A 15,984-nucleotide genomic window follows, 5' to 3' on the forward strand; every position below is an offset into this window, starting at 1 on the left:
GATCTGCTGCATCAAGACGTCCTGATCGACCATCGGGCGACGCCCGATCGGCGTCAGCCCTCCCGGCGGGGCGGCCGGCCCTCTCCGAACACGGAGGGCGCCGGCTGCCCTCCGCCTCATGACCGCCGTGATCCCGACGCTCGGAACCGGACGGAGGTGAAAGACATGAAGGCGATCCTCGACCTGCAGAACCTCAAGACGGAGGCTCCCGCGGCGGAGCTGTCCAGCCAGCAGAGCAACATCTGCTGCATCCAGACGCACTGATCCACCGCCACGGGCGGCGGTGCCGGCATCACGGGGCGCCGGCACCGCCGCCCGACGCACCACGAGCAGACCCACCACAAGCAGACCCGCCGCTCATCGATCGGGAGAATGCCGTGAGAACCTCCGAGCCGCTGCGCGCCAACCGCGAGTTCCGCGACATCTGGATCGCGCAGGCACTGTCCAAGCTGGGATCGCAGGCGTCGTACCTCGCCCTGCCGCTCCTCGTCCTCTCCCTGACCCACTCCCCCGCCCAGGCCGGCCTGGTCGGCCTGGTCAAAGGGGTGGCGGAGGTCGCCTTCCTGCTCCCCGGCGGAACGCTCTCGGACCGGCACGACCGGCGGCGGACCATGCTCACCTGCGACGTCGTACGGTCCCTCGGCATGGCGGCCCTGGCGTACTCGGTGGCCGTCCACCGCACGGTGCTTCCGCTCATCCTCGTCGTCGCGGCGGTCGACGGCGCCTGCACGAGCGTCTTCGCCGGAGCGGTGAGCGGTGCCGTACGACGCCTCGTGCCCGAGGAGCGCTTCGCCTCCGCCATCGCGTTGATCCAGGCCCGCAACGCCGCCGTCTACACGGCCGGTCCCGCGCTCGGCGGGCTGCTGTTCGAGCTGTCCCCGGTGGTCCCGTTCGTCGCCGACGCGGGCTCGTACCTCTTCTCGATGGCCGCCGTGCTGGCCATCCGCACGCCCTTGACCGCGCGGCGGGCCGACGGCGCGAGCGGCACCGGTTTCTGGAAGGACACCGCCGAGGGACTCCGGTTCGTGATGCGCTCGGCGTACCTGCGCAACGTCGTGCTCAACGCGACGGTGAGCAACTTCACCTACGGCGGCATCGTCCTGGTCGCGGTGGCCGCGAGCTACGAGGGCGGCTCGTCCGGGTTGAGCGTGGGCAGCATCGTCACGCTCTCGGGGCTCGGCTCCCTGGTCGGCTCCCTCTTCGCGCCGCGGGCCATCGGACGCCTCGGCACACGCCAGATCGTCCTGGCGGTCGGCTGGGCCGACGCCGTTCTCGCGCTCCTGATGGCGACCACGTCGCGGCCCCTCGTCCTCGGGACGCTCATCGCGCTGAGCGGCCTGCTCACCCCGGCCCTCAACGTCGTCTTCGGGAGCACGCTGCTGCGCATGACCCCCGACCACCTGCAGGGCCGGGTGCAGAACACCGTCAGCTTCACCGCGATGTCCCTGGCACCCCTCGGCCCGATGTTCGCCGGAGCCCTGCTCGGCGGGCTCGGCGCCGTCGTGGCGTTCATGTCCTTCGGGCTGTTCCTCTGCGCGATCGCCGGCGTCAACACCGCGAAACGGCACCTCTTCGACGCACCGGCGACCGATTCCTCCGCCGAGCGGACCGCACCGGACACCGCTGCCGCCGAGACGCCCCCTGCCCCGGCCCGCTGAGGATATGGCCGGGTCTGGACTGCGCGGCTCGCGGATGCTGACAGAGCGGTATACGCCTCTCTACACTCCGCTGTCGTGCACGGCCCTCCCGCAGTCCCGCCGCCCTCGTTCCCGACACCGTTCCCGCCAGAGCCGCAACCGCCGGAAGGCGCCGGTGCCGCACCGCGCGTACGGCGGCTGACGGCCTGGGGGATCGACACGGGGCTGCTGTGGGGCGCCGCCGTCCTGCTCGCCATGCTGACCTGGGCACGGCTGCACGGGTACGTCGTGAACGACCTGCCGCGAAAGGCCCTGTCGGCGACCGGCGGCCTGCTGCTATCCGGTGGCGACGTGGAGAAGGCCGCGACCGACTTCGGCACCGGCGTGTGGGCGACGTTCGTCGGCGACGTCGAACAGGCGTTCGTCCTGCTCATCGCGATCCAGGTTCTGTACCAGTTCGCCGGGCACGCCTGGCTGGGGCGCACGCTCGGCAAGGCGGCGATGGACCTCCGCGTCCGGGCCGCCGTCGGCGACGCCGCGAAAGCAGGCAAGGCGCGCGCCTTCCGCCGCGCCCTCGTCACCACCACGGGCGGGACGGGGCTGTACTGCCTGGCCTGGATTCTCCTCCTGGAGAGCCAGTTCGTCCTCGCGCTGGCCACCTGGATGTTCTCCGTCGGCGTCTTCGCCGCCAACAGCCTGCCCGCGCTCTTCGGCGGCCGCCGCCGTACGCTCGCCGACCTGCTGGCCGGGACCGCCGTCGTCCGCGCCCGGACGTATGAGCGCGCCGTCGCCGCCGCGCGGCAGGGCGCCGACCGGGCCTGGGGCGGCGCCCAGACGGCAGGTCAGGTCGCCTGGGACGGCGCCCAAGCGGCGGGACAGGTCGCCCGAGACGGCGCACAGGCGGCAGGGCAGATCGCCTGGGACGGCGCTCAGGCCGCGAGCCAAGTGGCGTGGGACGGCGCACAGGCCGCAGGGCAGGTCGCCCGGGACGCCGCCCGCGAGCAGGCCGCCCGCATCGCACAGTCCGACCATGTGCGGCGCGTCGTGGAGTCCGAACGCGCCCAGCGGGTCCAGGGCATGGGCCGACGGCTGGGCGGCCGGATCAAGGACGCGTACCGGGAACGCGCGACCGGCCGCTCTCCCCAGGAGGCGTCGCCGCTCCCGGACGCCAGTCCCGCTCCGGCCCGGCAGGAGGCACCGCCGCCTCCGGACCCCATCGCTCCGGCTCGGCAGGAGGCACCGCAGCCTCCGGATCCCGGTCCCACTCCGGCGCTGCCGCCGCCGCGACCGCGCTTCGACCCGCTCCAGGGCTCGTACGGTCAGGAGACCCCGTACGTCCCGCCGCGGCGCACGCCGCCCGAGCAGGAGCACCGTCCCGACCGGCACGAGCCGCCCATGACTCCCTGAGCCGCTCCGACCGGACAGCGCGCCCAGGAGCCCCCTTGATCTCGGCGCAGGAGGAGCGGGTCCGTCCGGACGGGCCGTGAGGACCGCTCAGCGGGCGGGTAGGCCGAGGTGGCGGGCGATGAGCATCCGCTGGACCTCGGAGGTGCCCTCCCCGACTTCGAGGATCTTGGCGTCCCGGTAGAACCGGCCGACCGGGTACTCGTTCATGAAGCCGTAGCCGCCGAAGATCTGGGTGGCGTCGCGGGCGTTGTCCATCGCGGCGTTGGAGGCGACGAGTTTGGCGATGGCGGCCTCCTTCTTGAACGGCTCCCCGGCCAGGAGCCGAGCCGCCGCCGCGTAGTAGGCGAGCCGGGCCGTGTGCGCCCGCGTCTCCATGTCCGCGACCTTGAACTGGATGGCCTGGTACTCCCCGATCGCCCGGCCGAACGCCTCGCGTTCGCGCACGTACCTCAGGCACTCGTCGACGCAGCCCTGGGCGAGGCCGACCGAGAGCGCGGCGATGGCGATCCGCCCCTCGTCGAGGATCCGCAGGAACTGCGCGTAGCCGCGGCCGCGCTCTCCCACGAGGTTCTCCTCGGGGACGCGGACGTCGGTGAAGGACAGCTCGCGGGTGTCGGAGGCGGACCAGCCGACCTTGGAGTACTTCTTGCCCGCGACGAAGCCCGGTGTGCCCGACGGGACGATGATCGTGGAGATCTCGCCCTCGCCCGTCAGCGCCGCGACCGTGACGGCGACCGTGATGTCCGTGCCCGCGTTGGTGATGAACGCCTTGGAACCGTTGATCACCCAGTGCCTGTCCTCGAGCCGCGCGGTGGTGCGCATGCCGCCGGGCACGTCGGTGCCGCCGCCGGGCTCGGTCAGCCCGAACGCCGCGAGCCGCTCTCCCGAGCACAGGCGCGGCAGCCACTCGCGCTTCTGCTCCTCCGTGCCGAACCGGAAGATCGGCATGGCGCCCAGGGAGACGCCCGCCTCAAGGGTGATCGCCACCGAGGAGTCGACGCGGGCCAACTCCTCCAGCGCGATGCACAGGGCGAAGTAGTCGCCGCCCATCCCGCCGTACTCCTCGGGGAAGGGCAGCCCGAACAGGCCCATCTTCCCCATCTGCGCGATGATGTCGTACGGGAACGCGCCCCGCTCGTAGTAGTCGCCGATGACCGGCGCCACCTCGTCCCGGGCGAACGTCTCGACGGTGCGGCGCAGCGCCTCGTACTCCTCGTCGAGGGTGAATCCGATCATTGGTCGCTCCCTTGTTCTCTGGACAGGGCCTGGACGACGCGGGACGTGCTGGGTCGTCCGAGGCGCTCGGCCATCCATCGGCTCGTCTCGGCGAGGCGGCGCACGTCGACGCCGGTCTCGATGCCCAGCCCGTCGAGCATCCACACGAGGTCCTCGGTGGCCAGGTTCCCCGTCGCGCTCTTGGCGTACGGGCAGCCGCCCAGGCCGCCCGCCGAGGCGTCGACGGTCGTGACACCACAGCGCAGCGCGGCCAGGGTGTTCGCGAGCGCCTGCCCGTAGGTGTCGTGGAAGTGCACGCCGATCCGGTCGATGTCGACGCCCGCCGTCAGCAGCGCGCCGATGAGGGCGGTGACGTGCCCCGGCGTGGCGACGCCGATGGTGTCGCCCAGGGACAGCTCCGTACACCCGAGGTCGAGCAGGCGGGTGGCGACCGAGACGACCTGCTCGATCGGCACGTCCCCCTCCCACGGGTCGCCGAAGCACATCGACACGTACGCGCGCACGTCCAGGCCGGCCGCGCGGGCCCGCTCGACAACGGGCGCGAACATCTCCACCGACTCGTCGACCGTCCGGTTGAGGTTGCGCCGGGCGAACGTCTCGGTCGCGCTGCCGAAGATCGCGATCTCGGTGACGCCGGCGTCGAGCGCCCGGTCCAGGCCGCGCTCGTTGGGCACCAGCACGGGATAACGGACGCCCTCGGCGCGCTCCAGACCGCCGAGCAGTTCGGCGGCGTCGGCCAGCTGCGGCACCCACTTCGGGTGGACGAAGCTCGTCGCCTCGATCACCCGCAGCCCGGCGTCGGCGAGGCGGGTGATGAACTCCCGTTTCACCTCGACCGGGACGATCGCCGATTCGTTCTGCAGGCCGTCCCGCGCCCCGACCTCGTAGACGGTGACCCGGGACGGCAGCCCGTCCATCGGAACGCGCATCAGCGATCTCCCTTCGAGGTGACGACCACGAGGACCTCGTAGACCGTGACCCGGGACGGCAGCCCGTCGATCGGCACGCGCATCAGTTGTCTCCCCTCGGGGTGACGACGGCGAGGACCTCGTCGAGGGCGACCTGCGCGCCGGGCTCCACGGTGAGCCCGCTGACGACGCCGTCGACCGGCGCGGTCACGGTGTGCTCCATCTTCATCGCCTCGACGATCACGAGCGGCTGACCGGCCACCACCTCGTCGCCGTCGGCCGCCTTGACGGCCGCGACGGTGCCGGGCATGGGGCTGCGCACGGCTCCCGCAGCGGCGGTGGTCTCGGCGGCCCGTGCGGCGAGCGGTTCGGTCTCCTTGAGCGACCACACCCGGCCGTCCCGGCCGAGGTGGCAGACGTCCCCGTCGCGGGCGCACACGAAGCGCGTACGGTCCCCGGCGTGGTCGACGGTCAGGTCGGCGCCGTGACGGCGGGCCGCGGCCCGTACGGGCTCGGCGCCGTCGACCGACACCTCCGCGTCCGCGGCGCGGCCGCGGATCCGCACCTCGCGTCCGGCGATCCGCCAGGTCGTCCAGGCGGGCCGGCCGACGCGCCAGCCGTCGGGGACGTCCCAGGGGCCGGGGCCGGGGACCTCCAGCGCGAGCATCCGTTCCAGGGCCGCGGCGGCGAGGACGTCGTCGGGGATCTCTTCGGCGGGTTCGGTGGGACGGCGCTCGACCAGGCCGGTGTCGAGCCGCCCGGCGACCACGTCGGGGTCGGCCAGCAGGGAGCGCAGGAACGCGACGTTCGTCCCGACGCCCAGCAGCGTGTACGAGGCGAGCGCGCGGTCCAGCCGGTGCAGCGCGGTCGCGCGGTCCGGCCCGGCGGCGATGACCTTGGCCAGCATCGGGTCGTACGAGCCGCCGACGACGGCTCCCTCGACCAGGCTCGAGTCGACCCGCACGCCCGGACCGGCCGGCTCGTCCAGCAGCAGCACCCGCCCGCCGGTGGGCAGGAAGCCCCGGGCGGGATCCTCGGCGTACACCCGCGCCTCGACCGCGTGCCCGGCGAACGCGACCGCGTCCTGCCCGAACGGCAGCGGCTCCCCCGCCGCGACCCGCAGCTGCAGCTCGACGAGGTCCAGGCCCGGCCGGCCGCCGATCGCGACGGCCAGCTCGGTCACCGGGTGCTCGACCTGCAGCCGGGTGTTCATCTCCATGAAGAAGTACTCGCCGGGGCGGTCGGCGGAGACGATGTACTCGACCGTGCCCGCGCCGACGTAGCCCACGGCCCGCGCGGCGGCGACGGCGCTCGCGCCCATCGCGGCGCGGATCCGCTCGCCCTCCGGGCCGGTGCCGAGCAGCGGCGACGGCGCCTCCTCGACGATCTTCTGGTGCCGGCGCTGCAGGCTGCACTCGCGCTCGCCGAGGTGGACCACGTCGCCGTGCGCGTCGGCGAACACCTGGATCTCGATGTGCCGGGGGTTGTCGATGTAGCGCTCGACGAGCAGGGTGTCGTCGCCGAACGCCCCGAGCGCCTCCCGCCGGGCCGAGGCGATCGCCTCCCGCAGCCCGCCCGGGTCCTGGACGCGGCGCATGCCCTTGCCGCCGCCGCCCGCCGAGGGCTTGAGCAGTACGGTCGCGCCGGCGTTCAGGCCGACCTCCATCGCGGCGGCGGCCAGTTCGTCGTCGCTCAGCCCTGCCTCGTCGCGCCCCGGCACGACGGGAACGCCCGCGGCGGCGACCGTACGCTTGGCCCGGATCTTGTCGCCCATCGCGGCGATCGCGTCCGGCGGGGGGCCGACGAAGACGATCCCGTGGTCGGCGCACGCCCGGGCGAGGTCGGGATTCTCGGCCAGGAAGCCGTACCCGGGGTGTACCGCCTCGGCACCCGCCCGCACGGCCGCACCGACGACGTCGCCGACGTCGAGGTAGCTGCTCACCCGCAGGGCGGCGTCGGCCTCCCGTACGTGCCGGGCGTCCGCGTCGGCGTCGGTGTAGGTCACCACGGACCGGATCCCCAGCCGCCGCAGCGTACGGATGATCCGGCAGGCGATCTCGCCGCGGTTGGCGATCAGTACGGAGTCGAACATGGTCACATCCGGAAGATGCCGTAGCCGACGGGTTCGAGTGGGGCGTTGGCGCAGGCCGCCAGGGCGAGGCCGAGCACCCGGCGGGTGTCGAGAGGGTCGATCACGCCGTCGTCCCAGATCCGCGCCGTGGAGTAGTAGGGGCTGCCCTGGCTCTCGTACTGTTCCCGGATCGGCTTCTTGAACTCCTCTTCCTCGTCGGCCGGCCACGCGTCGCCGAGCTGGTCACGGCGTACGGTCGCCAGCACCGACGCGGCCTGCTCCCCGCCCATGACCGAGATCCGGGCGTTCGGCCACATCCAGAGGAAGCGCGGCGAATAGGCGCGGCCGCACATCGCGTAGTTCCCCGCGCCGAACGACCCGCCGATGATGAGCGTCAGCTTCGGCACCCGCGCGCACGCGACGGCGGTGACCATCTTGGCCCCGTGCTTGGCGATGCCGCCGGCCTCGTACTCCCGGCCGACCATGAACCCGGTGATGTTCTGCAGGAACAACAGCGGGATCGACCGCCGATCGCACAGCTCGATGAAGTGCGCGCCCTTGAGCGCGGACTCGCTGAACAGGATGCCGTTGTTGGCCACGATCCCGACGGGCTGCCCGTGGATGTGCGCGAACCCGGTGACGAGCGTCGGCCCGTACCGTTCCTTGAACTCGTGGAACCGGCTGCCGTCCACGATCCGCGCGATCACCTCGCGCACGTCGTACGGCGTCCGGGGGTCGGGCGGGACGACGCCGCGCAGGTCGGCGGGGTCGACGGCGGGCTCCTCGGCGTCGACCGTGGGCCAGGGCGCGGGGCCGGGCGGCTCGAGCGTGGCGACGATCGACCGGACGATGCGCAGGGCGTGGGCGTCGTCGTCGGCGAGGTGGTCGACGACGCCCGAGACGCGCGAGTGCACGTCCCCGCCGCCCAGCTCCTCGGCGCTGACGACCTCTCCGGTGGCGGCCTTCACCAGCGGCGGGCCGCCGAGGAAGATCGTGCCCTGTTCCCGGACGATGACGGTCTCGTCGCTCATCGCCGGGACGTACGCGCCGCCGGCGGTGCAGGAGCCGAGCACGGCGGCGATCTGCGGGATGCCCTTCGCGGACATCGTCGCCTGGTTGTAGAAGATCCGGCCGAAGTGCTCGCGGTCGGGGAAGACCTCGTCCTGCCTGGGCAGGAACGCTCCGCCGGAGTCGACGAGGTAGACGCACGGCAGCCGGTTGTGCAGCGCCACCTCCTGGGCGCGCAGGTGCTTCTTCACCGTGACCGGGTAGTACGTGCCGCCCTTGACCGTCGCGTCGTTGGCCACGACCACGCACTCGCGCCCGGACACCCGGCCGACGCCGGTGATGATGCCCGCCGCCGGGGCCTCGTCGTCGTACATCCCGGTCGCCGCCAGCGGCGACAGCTCCAGGAACGGCGAGCCGGGGTCGAGCAGGGCGTCCACCCGGTCCCGTGGCAGCAGCTTCCCCCGCGCGACGTGCCTCTGCCGGGAGCGCTCGGGACCGCCCTGAGCCGCCCGGTCCAGGCGCTCGCGCAGCTCGGTGGCGAGCGCGAGGTTCTCCTCGGCGTTGCGCTGGAATGCCGCACCACGCACGTCCACGCGGCTCCCCAGCCGCGGAGCTTCCGACACAGGCCCTCCTGTTAACGATCGTTAACAAGTCCGATGTTAATCAACGTTAACAGCACCGTCTAGACTCTTGGACATGGCCGAGGCGACCGCTCCACCGACCCGCCGGCTGGAGATCCTCTCCGCCGCGGCGGAGCTGTTCGCCCGGCGCGGCTACCACGGCGTCTCCATCGGCGACCTGGGGCGGGCCGTCGGCCTCACCGGCCCGGCGCTGTACCGGCACTTCCGCGGCAAGGAGGCCCTGCTCGCCGAGATGCTGCTCGACATCAGCGAACGCCTCCTCACCGAGGGCGGGCGCCGCGTCGAGGCCGCCGAGAGCCCGGCCCTGGCCCTGGACGCGCTGCTGCGCTGGCACATCGACTTCGCCCTCGACAACCCCGCCCTCATCACGGTGCACGTACGGGAGCTGGGCAACGTCCCCCAGCCGCAGCGCCGCGAGATCCGCCGCCTGCAGCGCGCCTACGCCGAGGAGTGGGTGAAGGTGCTCCGCGTCATCCACCCGGACGCGGCCGACGACCGCGCCCGCTCCGCCACCCACGCGGTCTTCGGCCTGCTCAACTCCACCCCGCACAGCACCGGCGACCTCAGTCGCGACGCGATGGCGGGGCTCCTGCACGCCATGGCCTCCGACGCCCTCACCGGCGCCTTCCGGTCGTAGGCGGTTGGGGGACGAGCTTCGCGATCACCGACGGGAGCGGGTCGCCGCCGAGCGCCTCGCGTAGTTCCTCCACGCCCTCCGTGCGCTGTTCCGGATCGAGGGAGAGATGGTGCTCGATCCGTTCGTTGAACGTGCCCCGGAAGCGCCGGTAGAGCCCGTCGTCGTCATGGATCCGGCCGGCGATCCGGACGAGGGCCGCGGTCCCGGCGAGGTCGTCCTCGGGCACCGGGTGACGCGGCAGGACGTCGGCGAACCGGCCGGCCGTCCGGCCGAAGAGCGTGTCGGCGAGCCGCCGGATCGTGAAGATGTGCGCGTAGTGCTGTTCGGGCAGCGCCAGTGGCAGCCGCCCGAGGGCCATCGCCTCGTGCAGCGCCGTCAGCCCCGGAGCGAGCAGGTAGTCCGGAACGGCCGCCGCGCGCCGCAGCAGGTCACGCTGGCCCAGGAGACGGAAGTCGGCGCGACGACCCGCGACCGAGATCGTCTGCTCGCGGCCCGGGCCGAAGGGCCCGCCGCACACCAGGACGCGCGCGAATCGCGGCCAGTCGCGCAGCAGGTCCGGAATCCACCGGTGGAGCAGCCGCAGGTAGTCGTTGTTGACGTCGAAGTCCAGTAGGAAGTTCTGGAATCCGCCGACGTTGATCAGCAGGTCGCATCCGGGATCAGCGTCGACCGGCAGGTGCCGCAGCCCTTCCAGGTCGATGATCGAGCCGGTCAGGTGGATCTCGGGGCCGGTACCGAGAGCGGCGAACTCGGCCGCACGCTTCGACACGCCGGGGAAGTTCTGCACGACGCTGTGCGTGGCGAGCAGGTGCGCCGCGACGACGCGCTCGTGCGGCGACAGACCGGCCAGGTGCCGGTCGGCCGCCGCGAAGGACGAACGCGGCAGGCTCACGCACAGGTCGTGGACGGCCGCCGCGGGGCGGCGGAGCAACCAGAAGCCGAACAGGCTGTCCACCATAACGGCCGGACGGCCCGCCACGACGGCCCGCAGGACCAGGTCGGCGTCCATCACCGAGATCACCAGGTCACCGGCCTCGACCAGGTCGTCGATCGACGCGTCGCTCCCCGGCACCTCGTGGACCTCGTCGAAGGCGTCGGCGTTACGGCGAGCGAACAGCGCCGCCACCCCATCACCGACGAACGCCCGCTCATGGCCGGCCAGCAGCCGGGAGACCGCGACCAACTCGGCCACCGGGCCGAATCCGCAGTTCTGCGCCCCCATCACGATCCGCATGTCATCGCTCCCGGACCGACGGGCGGGGCCGTGGCCGCGAACACCTCGGCGAGCCGCCCGGCGAAGGCGACGGGATCTTTCGCGTAGCCGACATGGCCGCCGGGGAAGAGCACCGGGCGGTGACCGAGCCGTTCGGCGAGGGCGACCGCCGGGCGGTGGACGGTGAACGTGCGCGACTCCTCGCCGCCCGCCATCACGATCCGCTCGGCCACGGCCCGGAGCGCGGTGAGGTCGGGGACGTGACGGGTGAACGGCCGGACGACGTGGGCGAGGAAGAACGGGTTGTTGTCGTGCGCCTCGGGCAATCCCGGTGCGGGGCGGCCGCCGAAGATGGCACTGAGTTCGTCCAGCGCCGAGGCGACACCTTCACGGCGGAACACCGCGTGGACGTCGTCGAAGAACGCCCGGTGAGCCTCCGCGTCCGGCAGCAGCGCCATGACGGGCGGCTCGTGGGCGACCACCGTACGGACCCGCTCCGGATGGCGGATCGCGAGTTCGAGCGCGACGAGCCCGACCGCGCAGCCCCCGAACACCCGCGCCGGCTCCCCGTCGGCGGACAGGTGGTCGAGCAGGCGGTGGGCGTCATCGGTGTGGACCTCGACCCGCTGGTCGGCCGGCGGCCCGTGCAGGCGGCTGCGGGAGTTGCCGCGCGGATCGTAGGAGACCACGCGGTGGTGGGCGGCGAGGACCGCCGCCAGCGGTTCGAAAACGGCCGCGTCCGAAGCCCCTCCGGCGATGAGTAACAGCAGGGGCCCCGCGCCGCGCACCTCATAGTGCAGTCTCGCGCCGGGCACCGTGAGCGTGCCGATCTCCAGGGCGTCCATCGCGCTCCAACCGGGAACCGGGATGCCCGCCATCATCGCACAACGTCGCCGGATTCCCACGGAAAGTACACACGCGGGTTTGCCGGATGTGCTCTGATTGCTCAGCCGGATCACTCACTGTCAGTGAGTAATTCATCACGGAAACGAAGGAGTCGCTCATGGCCGCCCGCGGAACATCGGCACGCGCCCTGGTCACCGTGGCCGTCGCGGCGCTCGGAGCGCTCACGCCGGTCACGCGTCCCGCCTGGGCGGGGCCGCCCGCGCTTCTACAGTGCCAGGGCACCGAGACCACCGCTTATCGGCCCGGACTGGCCTTTCAGCCTCGGCACATCGAGATCACGACCAGCGGGCGCTTCACCTCCTGCGTCGGCGGCGCCGTCACGAGCGGATCCTATGGGGAGCGGTTCACGATCTTCGTCGGCTGCAACGATCTGCTGGACGGGTTCCACCGCGCACGGACGTTCCGGTGGAACACCGGGGACACGAGCGTGATCGACGGCACCGGCAGGAGTACGGCGACGGCCGGCCAGGTCGTCACAACGATCACCGGGCCCATCACCGCGGGCCGCTTGCGGGGCCGGACCGCGATCGAGGTGATCACCCTTCCGCAGCCGAGCGCACTGCGATGCCTCACGACGGGCCTGACGAACGCGACCGGAGCGACGACGCTCACCATCGCCTGAGCCGGTCCGTGGAAGAGGCGCGTCTCGGCCGACGGCTCGGTCGGGCCGTCCTCGCTCCCGCCCCTCGACCAGGGGCAGACGACGGCGAGCAGGCCGCATGAGCCCAGCACGGCGGAGCCGGAGGTCGGCTAGCGCACGGAGCAGATCGCGGATCCGATCACGGACGTCACGGCGTCCGGGTGCGATATGAGCGTCAGGTGAGAGCCGCCGCGGAACTCGGTGATCTTCGAGTGCGCCCGGTGGGCCATGGACCGTTCTGAGGCCGGGGTGATGATCCGGTCGCCGGTGCTGATGAAGTACCAGGACGGGATCGTCTTCCACGCCGCGGCCTTCGACGGCGTCGTGAACGCGCTGGTCGAGGCCGCTCGCTGGGAGGCCCACAGGCGTACGGCGGTGTCCTGCGGCAGGTCCGGGGCGAACGAGTGGACGAAGACGTTCTGCTTGAGGTACAGGTCGGTCGCCCCCTGGGGTGCTCCCGGGTAGGACACCTCGTCGTAGAGGGTGGCCGCATCCTTGCTGAGGTCGGAGTCGGATCCGCTGAGCCGGCCGGTGGTCTCTCCGATGTCCGGTGCCGCGGCGTCGACGTACACGAGGGCCTTGACGTTCGGAACGCTCGCGGCGGCGTTCGTGATCACCGAGCCTCCGTAGGAGTGTCCGACGAGCACGACCGGGCCGGAGATGGTCTTCAGGAAGTCGGCGACGGTCGCGGCGTCGCTGGTCAGGTTTCGGAGCGGATTCGCAATGGCCCGCGCGTCATAGCCGGCTCGCCGCAAAGCGTCCACCTCACCGTTCCAACTCGAGGTGTCGGCCCAGGCTCCGTGGACCAGGACGACCGTCGGCCTGGACCGGGCCGGCGGCCTACAGGGCAGCGGCGGGGTCGCGGAGGTGGATGACACCCGTGCCGTCGTGGCCGCCTGGGCGTCGACCGTCGACGACGCCCCCACCGACGTGGCGACCACGGTGAGCGCCGCCGTGATTGTGATCATCTTCCCGCCGGATGAACGTCCCATTTCTCCCCCTTTGCTCCTGCAGGTGATCCCTCGAACGGCAGCGCGATTAACCCAAAGAGACCTAAAGCGTCAAGGACCCGCTATTCGTCCCGACAGGACCTAGAAGCCTTTGAGCACGCCCCCGTCGATCGACAGCATCACGCCTGTCAGGTAGGACGCAGCGGGCGACAGCAGGAAGGCGGCGCTCCGGCCGAACTCGTCCGGGGTTCCGTAGCGGCGCAGAGGGACGCCGGCGGTCGCACGCTCGCGGGCCACGTCGGCGTCGCCGGTTCGCGCGTCGAGTTCGCGTAGCCGGTCGGTTTCGATGTAGCCGGGCACGAGGCCGACGACGCGGATGTCTCGGGGGCCCAGCTCGTTCGCGAGATTCTTCGCGTAACCGGCCAGGCCCGGCCGGAAGGCATTGGAGATCGCGAGGCCGGGAATCGGCTCGTACACGGAGCTGGAGAGGACGAAGCCGATGACACCTCCCTCGCCCAGCTCCGCCGCGACGGCGCGGGAGAGCCGCACCGCGCCGAGGAAGACCGACTCGAAGGCGGCGCGCCACTGGTCGTCGTCGATGATGTCCGACGTACCCGCCGGCGGCCCCCCGACGCTGATGAGCACCCCGTCCAGCCGCTCGAAGGCATCGCGGGCCGCGGCGATCAGCCGGTCCGGAGTCCCGGCGTCGGCATTGTCGGCCACGACACCGACTGCCCGCCCCCGGCCGCCGAGCTCCTCCTCAACGGCGGCCACCGACTTCTCGCTGCGTCCGCTGACGACCACCCGCGCACCGCCCGCCACCAGCTCGTGCGCGGTGGCCCTGCCCAGACCGCGGGTGCCACCGGTGACGATGTACACCCGGTCCTTCAGGCCAAGGTCCATGACTGCTGTCCCCTCTCCGATCGTGTGGGCCGCACGGCCTACAACATCGCCTTCTGGGGCCGCGTGGGCACCACGATGACCGTGGTCGTCCCGGCGGTCAGGGCCGCCGTGAACTCCCGTTCCAGGTCCTGAGTGGTCGCCACGTCGACCGCGCGGCATCCGAAGCCGCGGGCCACGGAGGCGATGTCGAGTCCTGGCAGGTCGAGCCCTGGAACGCCCGGAGTCTCCTCCAGTACCGCAAACGATTTGAGGATGGAGTACTCGTGGTTGCGCATGACCACGTAGACGATCGGGAGGCTGTGCTGCGCCGCCGTCCAGATGGCCTGCACGGAGTACTGGAAGGAACCGTCGCCGATCAGGCCGACCACGGGCCGTTCGACGCCCCGGTCTCGGTCGCCGAGCGCGACGCCCACCGCGGCAGGGGTGCCCCAGCCGATCCCGCCACTGGCCGTGGCGAAGAACGATCCGGTTCCGACCGTCGGAAGCCACTCGATCTGCTGCGCCATCGTGGAGGTCGATTCGTTGACGATGACGGCGTCGGGCGGCCGAACTCTGCTCAGGGTGGCATAGACCTCCGGTGGGGTGAGCGGGCTGTTCGGCACCTTCGGCAGCTCACGGGGCCGCGCCATCGGTTCCGGAGCGGTCCGCGTCGATCCCTCGGCGACCATGTCCAGGAGCAGCTCGATCGCCGTCTTGGGATCGCCCAGGAGACTGTCGCCCACACGCGCCGCCGCGGCGACCCCCGGGTCGCCGGTGATCTGCAGGAGCTCCGTGCCTTCGGGGAGGAAGTCGCCGGGCACGTAGGGGTAGTACCGGAACACCTCCGCGCCGATCACGACCACCAGGTCGTGTCCCGCCAGCCGGTCGCTGATGGTCTTCACCGACATGCCGAGCGGGCCGCCGAAGTGGGGGTGGTTCTCGGGGAAGGACGCGCGGTCCAGCAGCGGGGCGCCGTAGACGGAAGCGCGCAGCTTCTCCGCCAGTGCGACGGCCGCATCCCAGCCGCCGCTGCGGTCGACCTCCGGCCCGAAGACCAGTGCGGGACGACGGCTTGTGGAGATGCGATCGGCGAAGCCGCGCAGCCTCTCCGTGTCGGGGGCGACACGGTCGCTCACCGTCCGCACTCGGGCAGAACCGGACAGGGGCCGCTTCCAGTCGTCCATGGGAATCGACAGGAAGACCGGTCCTGCCGGTGGCTGCAACGCCTCCGCGTAGGCCCGCATGAAGGCATCCGGTACGTCTTCGGCGCGGGCCGGCTCGTAGGACCATTTCACCCACGGCTTCGGCAGCGTGGTGGCCTCACGGTTGCCGAGATACGGCTCCCCGATCACCAGTTCCCGATGCTGCTGTCCCGAGGTGATGATCAGGGGCGTGTTTCCGTGGTAGGCCGCCACCAGGTTGCCCACGGCGTTTCCCAGCCCGGCCGAGGAGTGCACGTTGACCAATGCGGGGCGGCGAGTCACCTGGGCGAAGGTGTCGGCCATCGCGATGACGGACGCCTCCTGCAACGCCAGGATGTAGGTGAAGTCCTCGGGGAAATCCTGCAGGAAGGGCTGTTCGGTGGAGCCGGGATTACCGAAAACGGTGGTGAGCTTTAGGGTCCGCAGCAGATCGTAGGTCACGCTACGGACGGTGGATCGCTCAGTCATCGTTGCCACCGACTCCCGTGCTGGGGCTGGGCATCGCGACATCCTCGCCACCGTCGCCACCCGCGACCTGCCGGCCCTGCCTCGCTACACCCTCGACCTGCTCCCACGCCTCTCTGGCGTCACCGCCGCAGGGTGATACCCCGAATCGCGACGCCTACGCTCCGTAAGATCTTCCTGC

General features: G+C 71.8%; 14 protein-coding genes. 5 read left to right on the forward strand and 9 right to left on the reverse strand.

The features are described 5' to 3' along the window. The first annotated feature begins 377 nt into the window (after positions 1 to 377). Together ABEA24_RS26215 and ABEA24_RS26220 are read left to right on the forward strand one after the other, a co-directional pair. Positions 378 to 1,658 carry an MFS transporter gene (locus ABEA24_RS26215; RefSeq protein WP_345433712.1) on the forward strand — a complete coding sequence of 427 codons (1,281 nt, stop codon included), beginning with the start codon at positions 378 to 380 and terminating at the stop codon, positions 1,656 to 1,658. 75 nt (positions 1,659 to 1,733) lie between these two features. After that, a complete protein-coding gene (locus ABEA24_RS26220) occupies positions 1,734 to 3,044 on the forward strand; it encodes an RDD family protein (protein WP_345433713.1) in 1,311 nt (436 codons plus the stop codon). A gap of 87 nt (positions 3,045 to 3,131) precedes the next feature. Here ABEA24_RS26220 and ABEA24_RS26225 read toward each other — a convergent pair whose 3' ends face one another. The 4 genes from ABEA24_RS26225 to ABEA24_RS26240 form a co-directional block, all read right to left on the reverse strand. Beyond that, complete coding sequence (locus ABEA24_RS26225) at positions 3,132 to 4,280, reverse strand: acyl-CoA dehydrogenase family protein (RefSeq protein ID WP_345433714.1); 1,149 nt, start codon at positions 4,278 to 4,280, stop codon at positions 3,132 to 3,134. Continuing rightward, positions 4,277 to 5,209 (reverse strand): hydroxymethylglutaryl-CoA lyase, encoded by a 933-nt coding sequence (locus ABEA24_RS26230; protein WP_345433715.1) that lies wholly within the window; start codon positions 5,207 to 5,209, stop codon positions 4,277 to 4,279. Before ABEA24_RS26230 ends, ABEA24_RS26225 begins: the two co-directional genes overlap by 4 nt. A gap of 82 nt (positions 5,210 to 5,291) precedes the next feature. Further along, on the reverse strand, positions 5,292 to 7,280 hold the full coding sequence (locus ABEA24_RS26235; RefSeq protein WP_345433779.1) for an acetyl/propionyl/methylcrotonyl-CoA carboxylase subunit alpha: 1,989 nt from the start codon (positions 7,278 to 7,280) through the stop codon (positions 5,292 to 5,294). Positions 7,281 to 7,282: 2 nt separating this feature from the next. Further along, positions 7,283 to 8,890 (reverse strand): carboxyl transferase domain-containing protein, encoded by a 1,608-nt coding sequence (locus ABEA24_RS26240; protein ID WP_425551233.1) that lies wholly within the window; start codon positions 8,888 to 8,890, stop codon positions 7,283 to 7,285. 73 nt (positions 8,891 to 8,963) lie between these two features. Between ABEA24_RS26240 and ABEA24_RS26245 the strand changes: the two genes are divergently transcribed. Then, the gene (locus ABEA24_RS26245) at positions 8,964 to 9,545 is read left to right on the forward strand and encodes an SACE_7040 family transcriptional regulator (RefSeq protein WP_345433716.1); all 582 of its coding nucleotides are present in this window, start codon (positions 8,964 to 8,966) and stop codon (positions 9,543 to 9,545) included. Here ABEA24_RS26245 and ABEA24_RS26250 read toward each other — a convergent pair. Then, positions 9,523 to 10,779, reverse strand: a complete 1,257-nt coding sequence (locus ABEA24_RS26250; protein WP_345433717.1) for a hypothetical protein — start codon at positions 10,777 to 10,779, stop codon at positions 9,523 to 9,525. The two genes, ABEA24_RS26245 and ABEA24_RS26250, sit on opposite strands and share 23 nt — an antisense overlap. Further along, entirely contained in the window at positions 10,767 to 11,603 is an 837-nt protein-coding gene (locus tag ABEA24_RS26255; protein ID WP_345433718.1) for an alpha/beta fold hydrolase, read from the reverse strand. Before ABEA24_RS26255 ends, ABEA24_RS26250 begins: the two co-directional genes overlap by 13 nt. A 158-nt stretch (positions 11,604 to 11,761) precedes the next feature. On the opposite strand from ABEA24_RS26255, the gene ABEA24_RS26260 reads away from it, so the two are divergent. Beyond that, a complete protein-coding gene (locus ABEA24_RS26260; protein ID WP_345433719.1) occupies positions 11,762 to 12,286 on the forward strand; it encodes a hypothetical protein in 525 nt (174 codons plus the stop codon). A gap of 128 nt (positions 12,287 to 12,414) precedes the next feature. On the opposite strand, the gene ABEA24_RS26265 is transcribed toward ABEA24_RS26260, so the two are convergent. The 3 genes from ABEA24_RS26265 to mdlC all read right to left on the reverse strand — a co-directional run bounded on the left by ABEA24_RS26265 (position 12,415) and on the right by mdlC (position 15,779). Then, positions 12,415 to 13,296, reverse strand: a complete 882-nt coding sequence (locus tag ABEA24_RS26265) for an alpha/beta hydrolase (protein ID WP_345433720.1) — start codon at positions 13,294 to 13,296, stop codon at positions 12,415 to 12,417. Positions 13,297 to 13,395: 99 nt separating this feature from the next. After that, positions 13,396 to 14,157: an SDR family oxidoreductase gene (locus ABEA24_RS26270; protein ID WP_345433721.1), complete on the reverse strand. Its 762-nt coding sequence runs from the start codon at positions 14,155 to 14,157 to the stop codon at positions 13,396 to 13,398. 38 nt (positions 14,158 to 14,195) lie between these two features. After that, on the reverse strand, positions 14,196 to 15,779 hold the full coding sequence (mdlC, locus tag ABEA24_RS26275) for a benzoylformate decarboxylase (RefSeq protein WP_345433722.1): 1,584 nt from the start codon (positions 15,777 to 15,779) through the stop codon (positions 14,196 to 14,198). A gap of 10 nt (positions 15,780 to 15,789) precedes the next feature. Here mdlC and ABEA24_RS26280 point away from each other — a divergent pair, with 10 nt between their 5' ends. Next, entirely contained in the window at positions 15,790 to 15,942 is a 153-nt protein-coding gene (locus ABEA24_RS26280) for a hypothetical protein (RefSeq protein ID WP_345433723.1), read from the forward strand. Positions 15,943 to 15,984: the final 42 nt, after the last annotated feature.

The sequence above is a fragment of the Actinoallomurus vinaceus genome, assembly GCF_039542055.1.
Taxonomy (GTDB): Bacteria; Actinomycetota; Actinomycetes; order Streptosporangiales; family Streptosporangiaceae; genus Actinoallomurus; species Actinoallomurus vinaceus.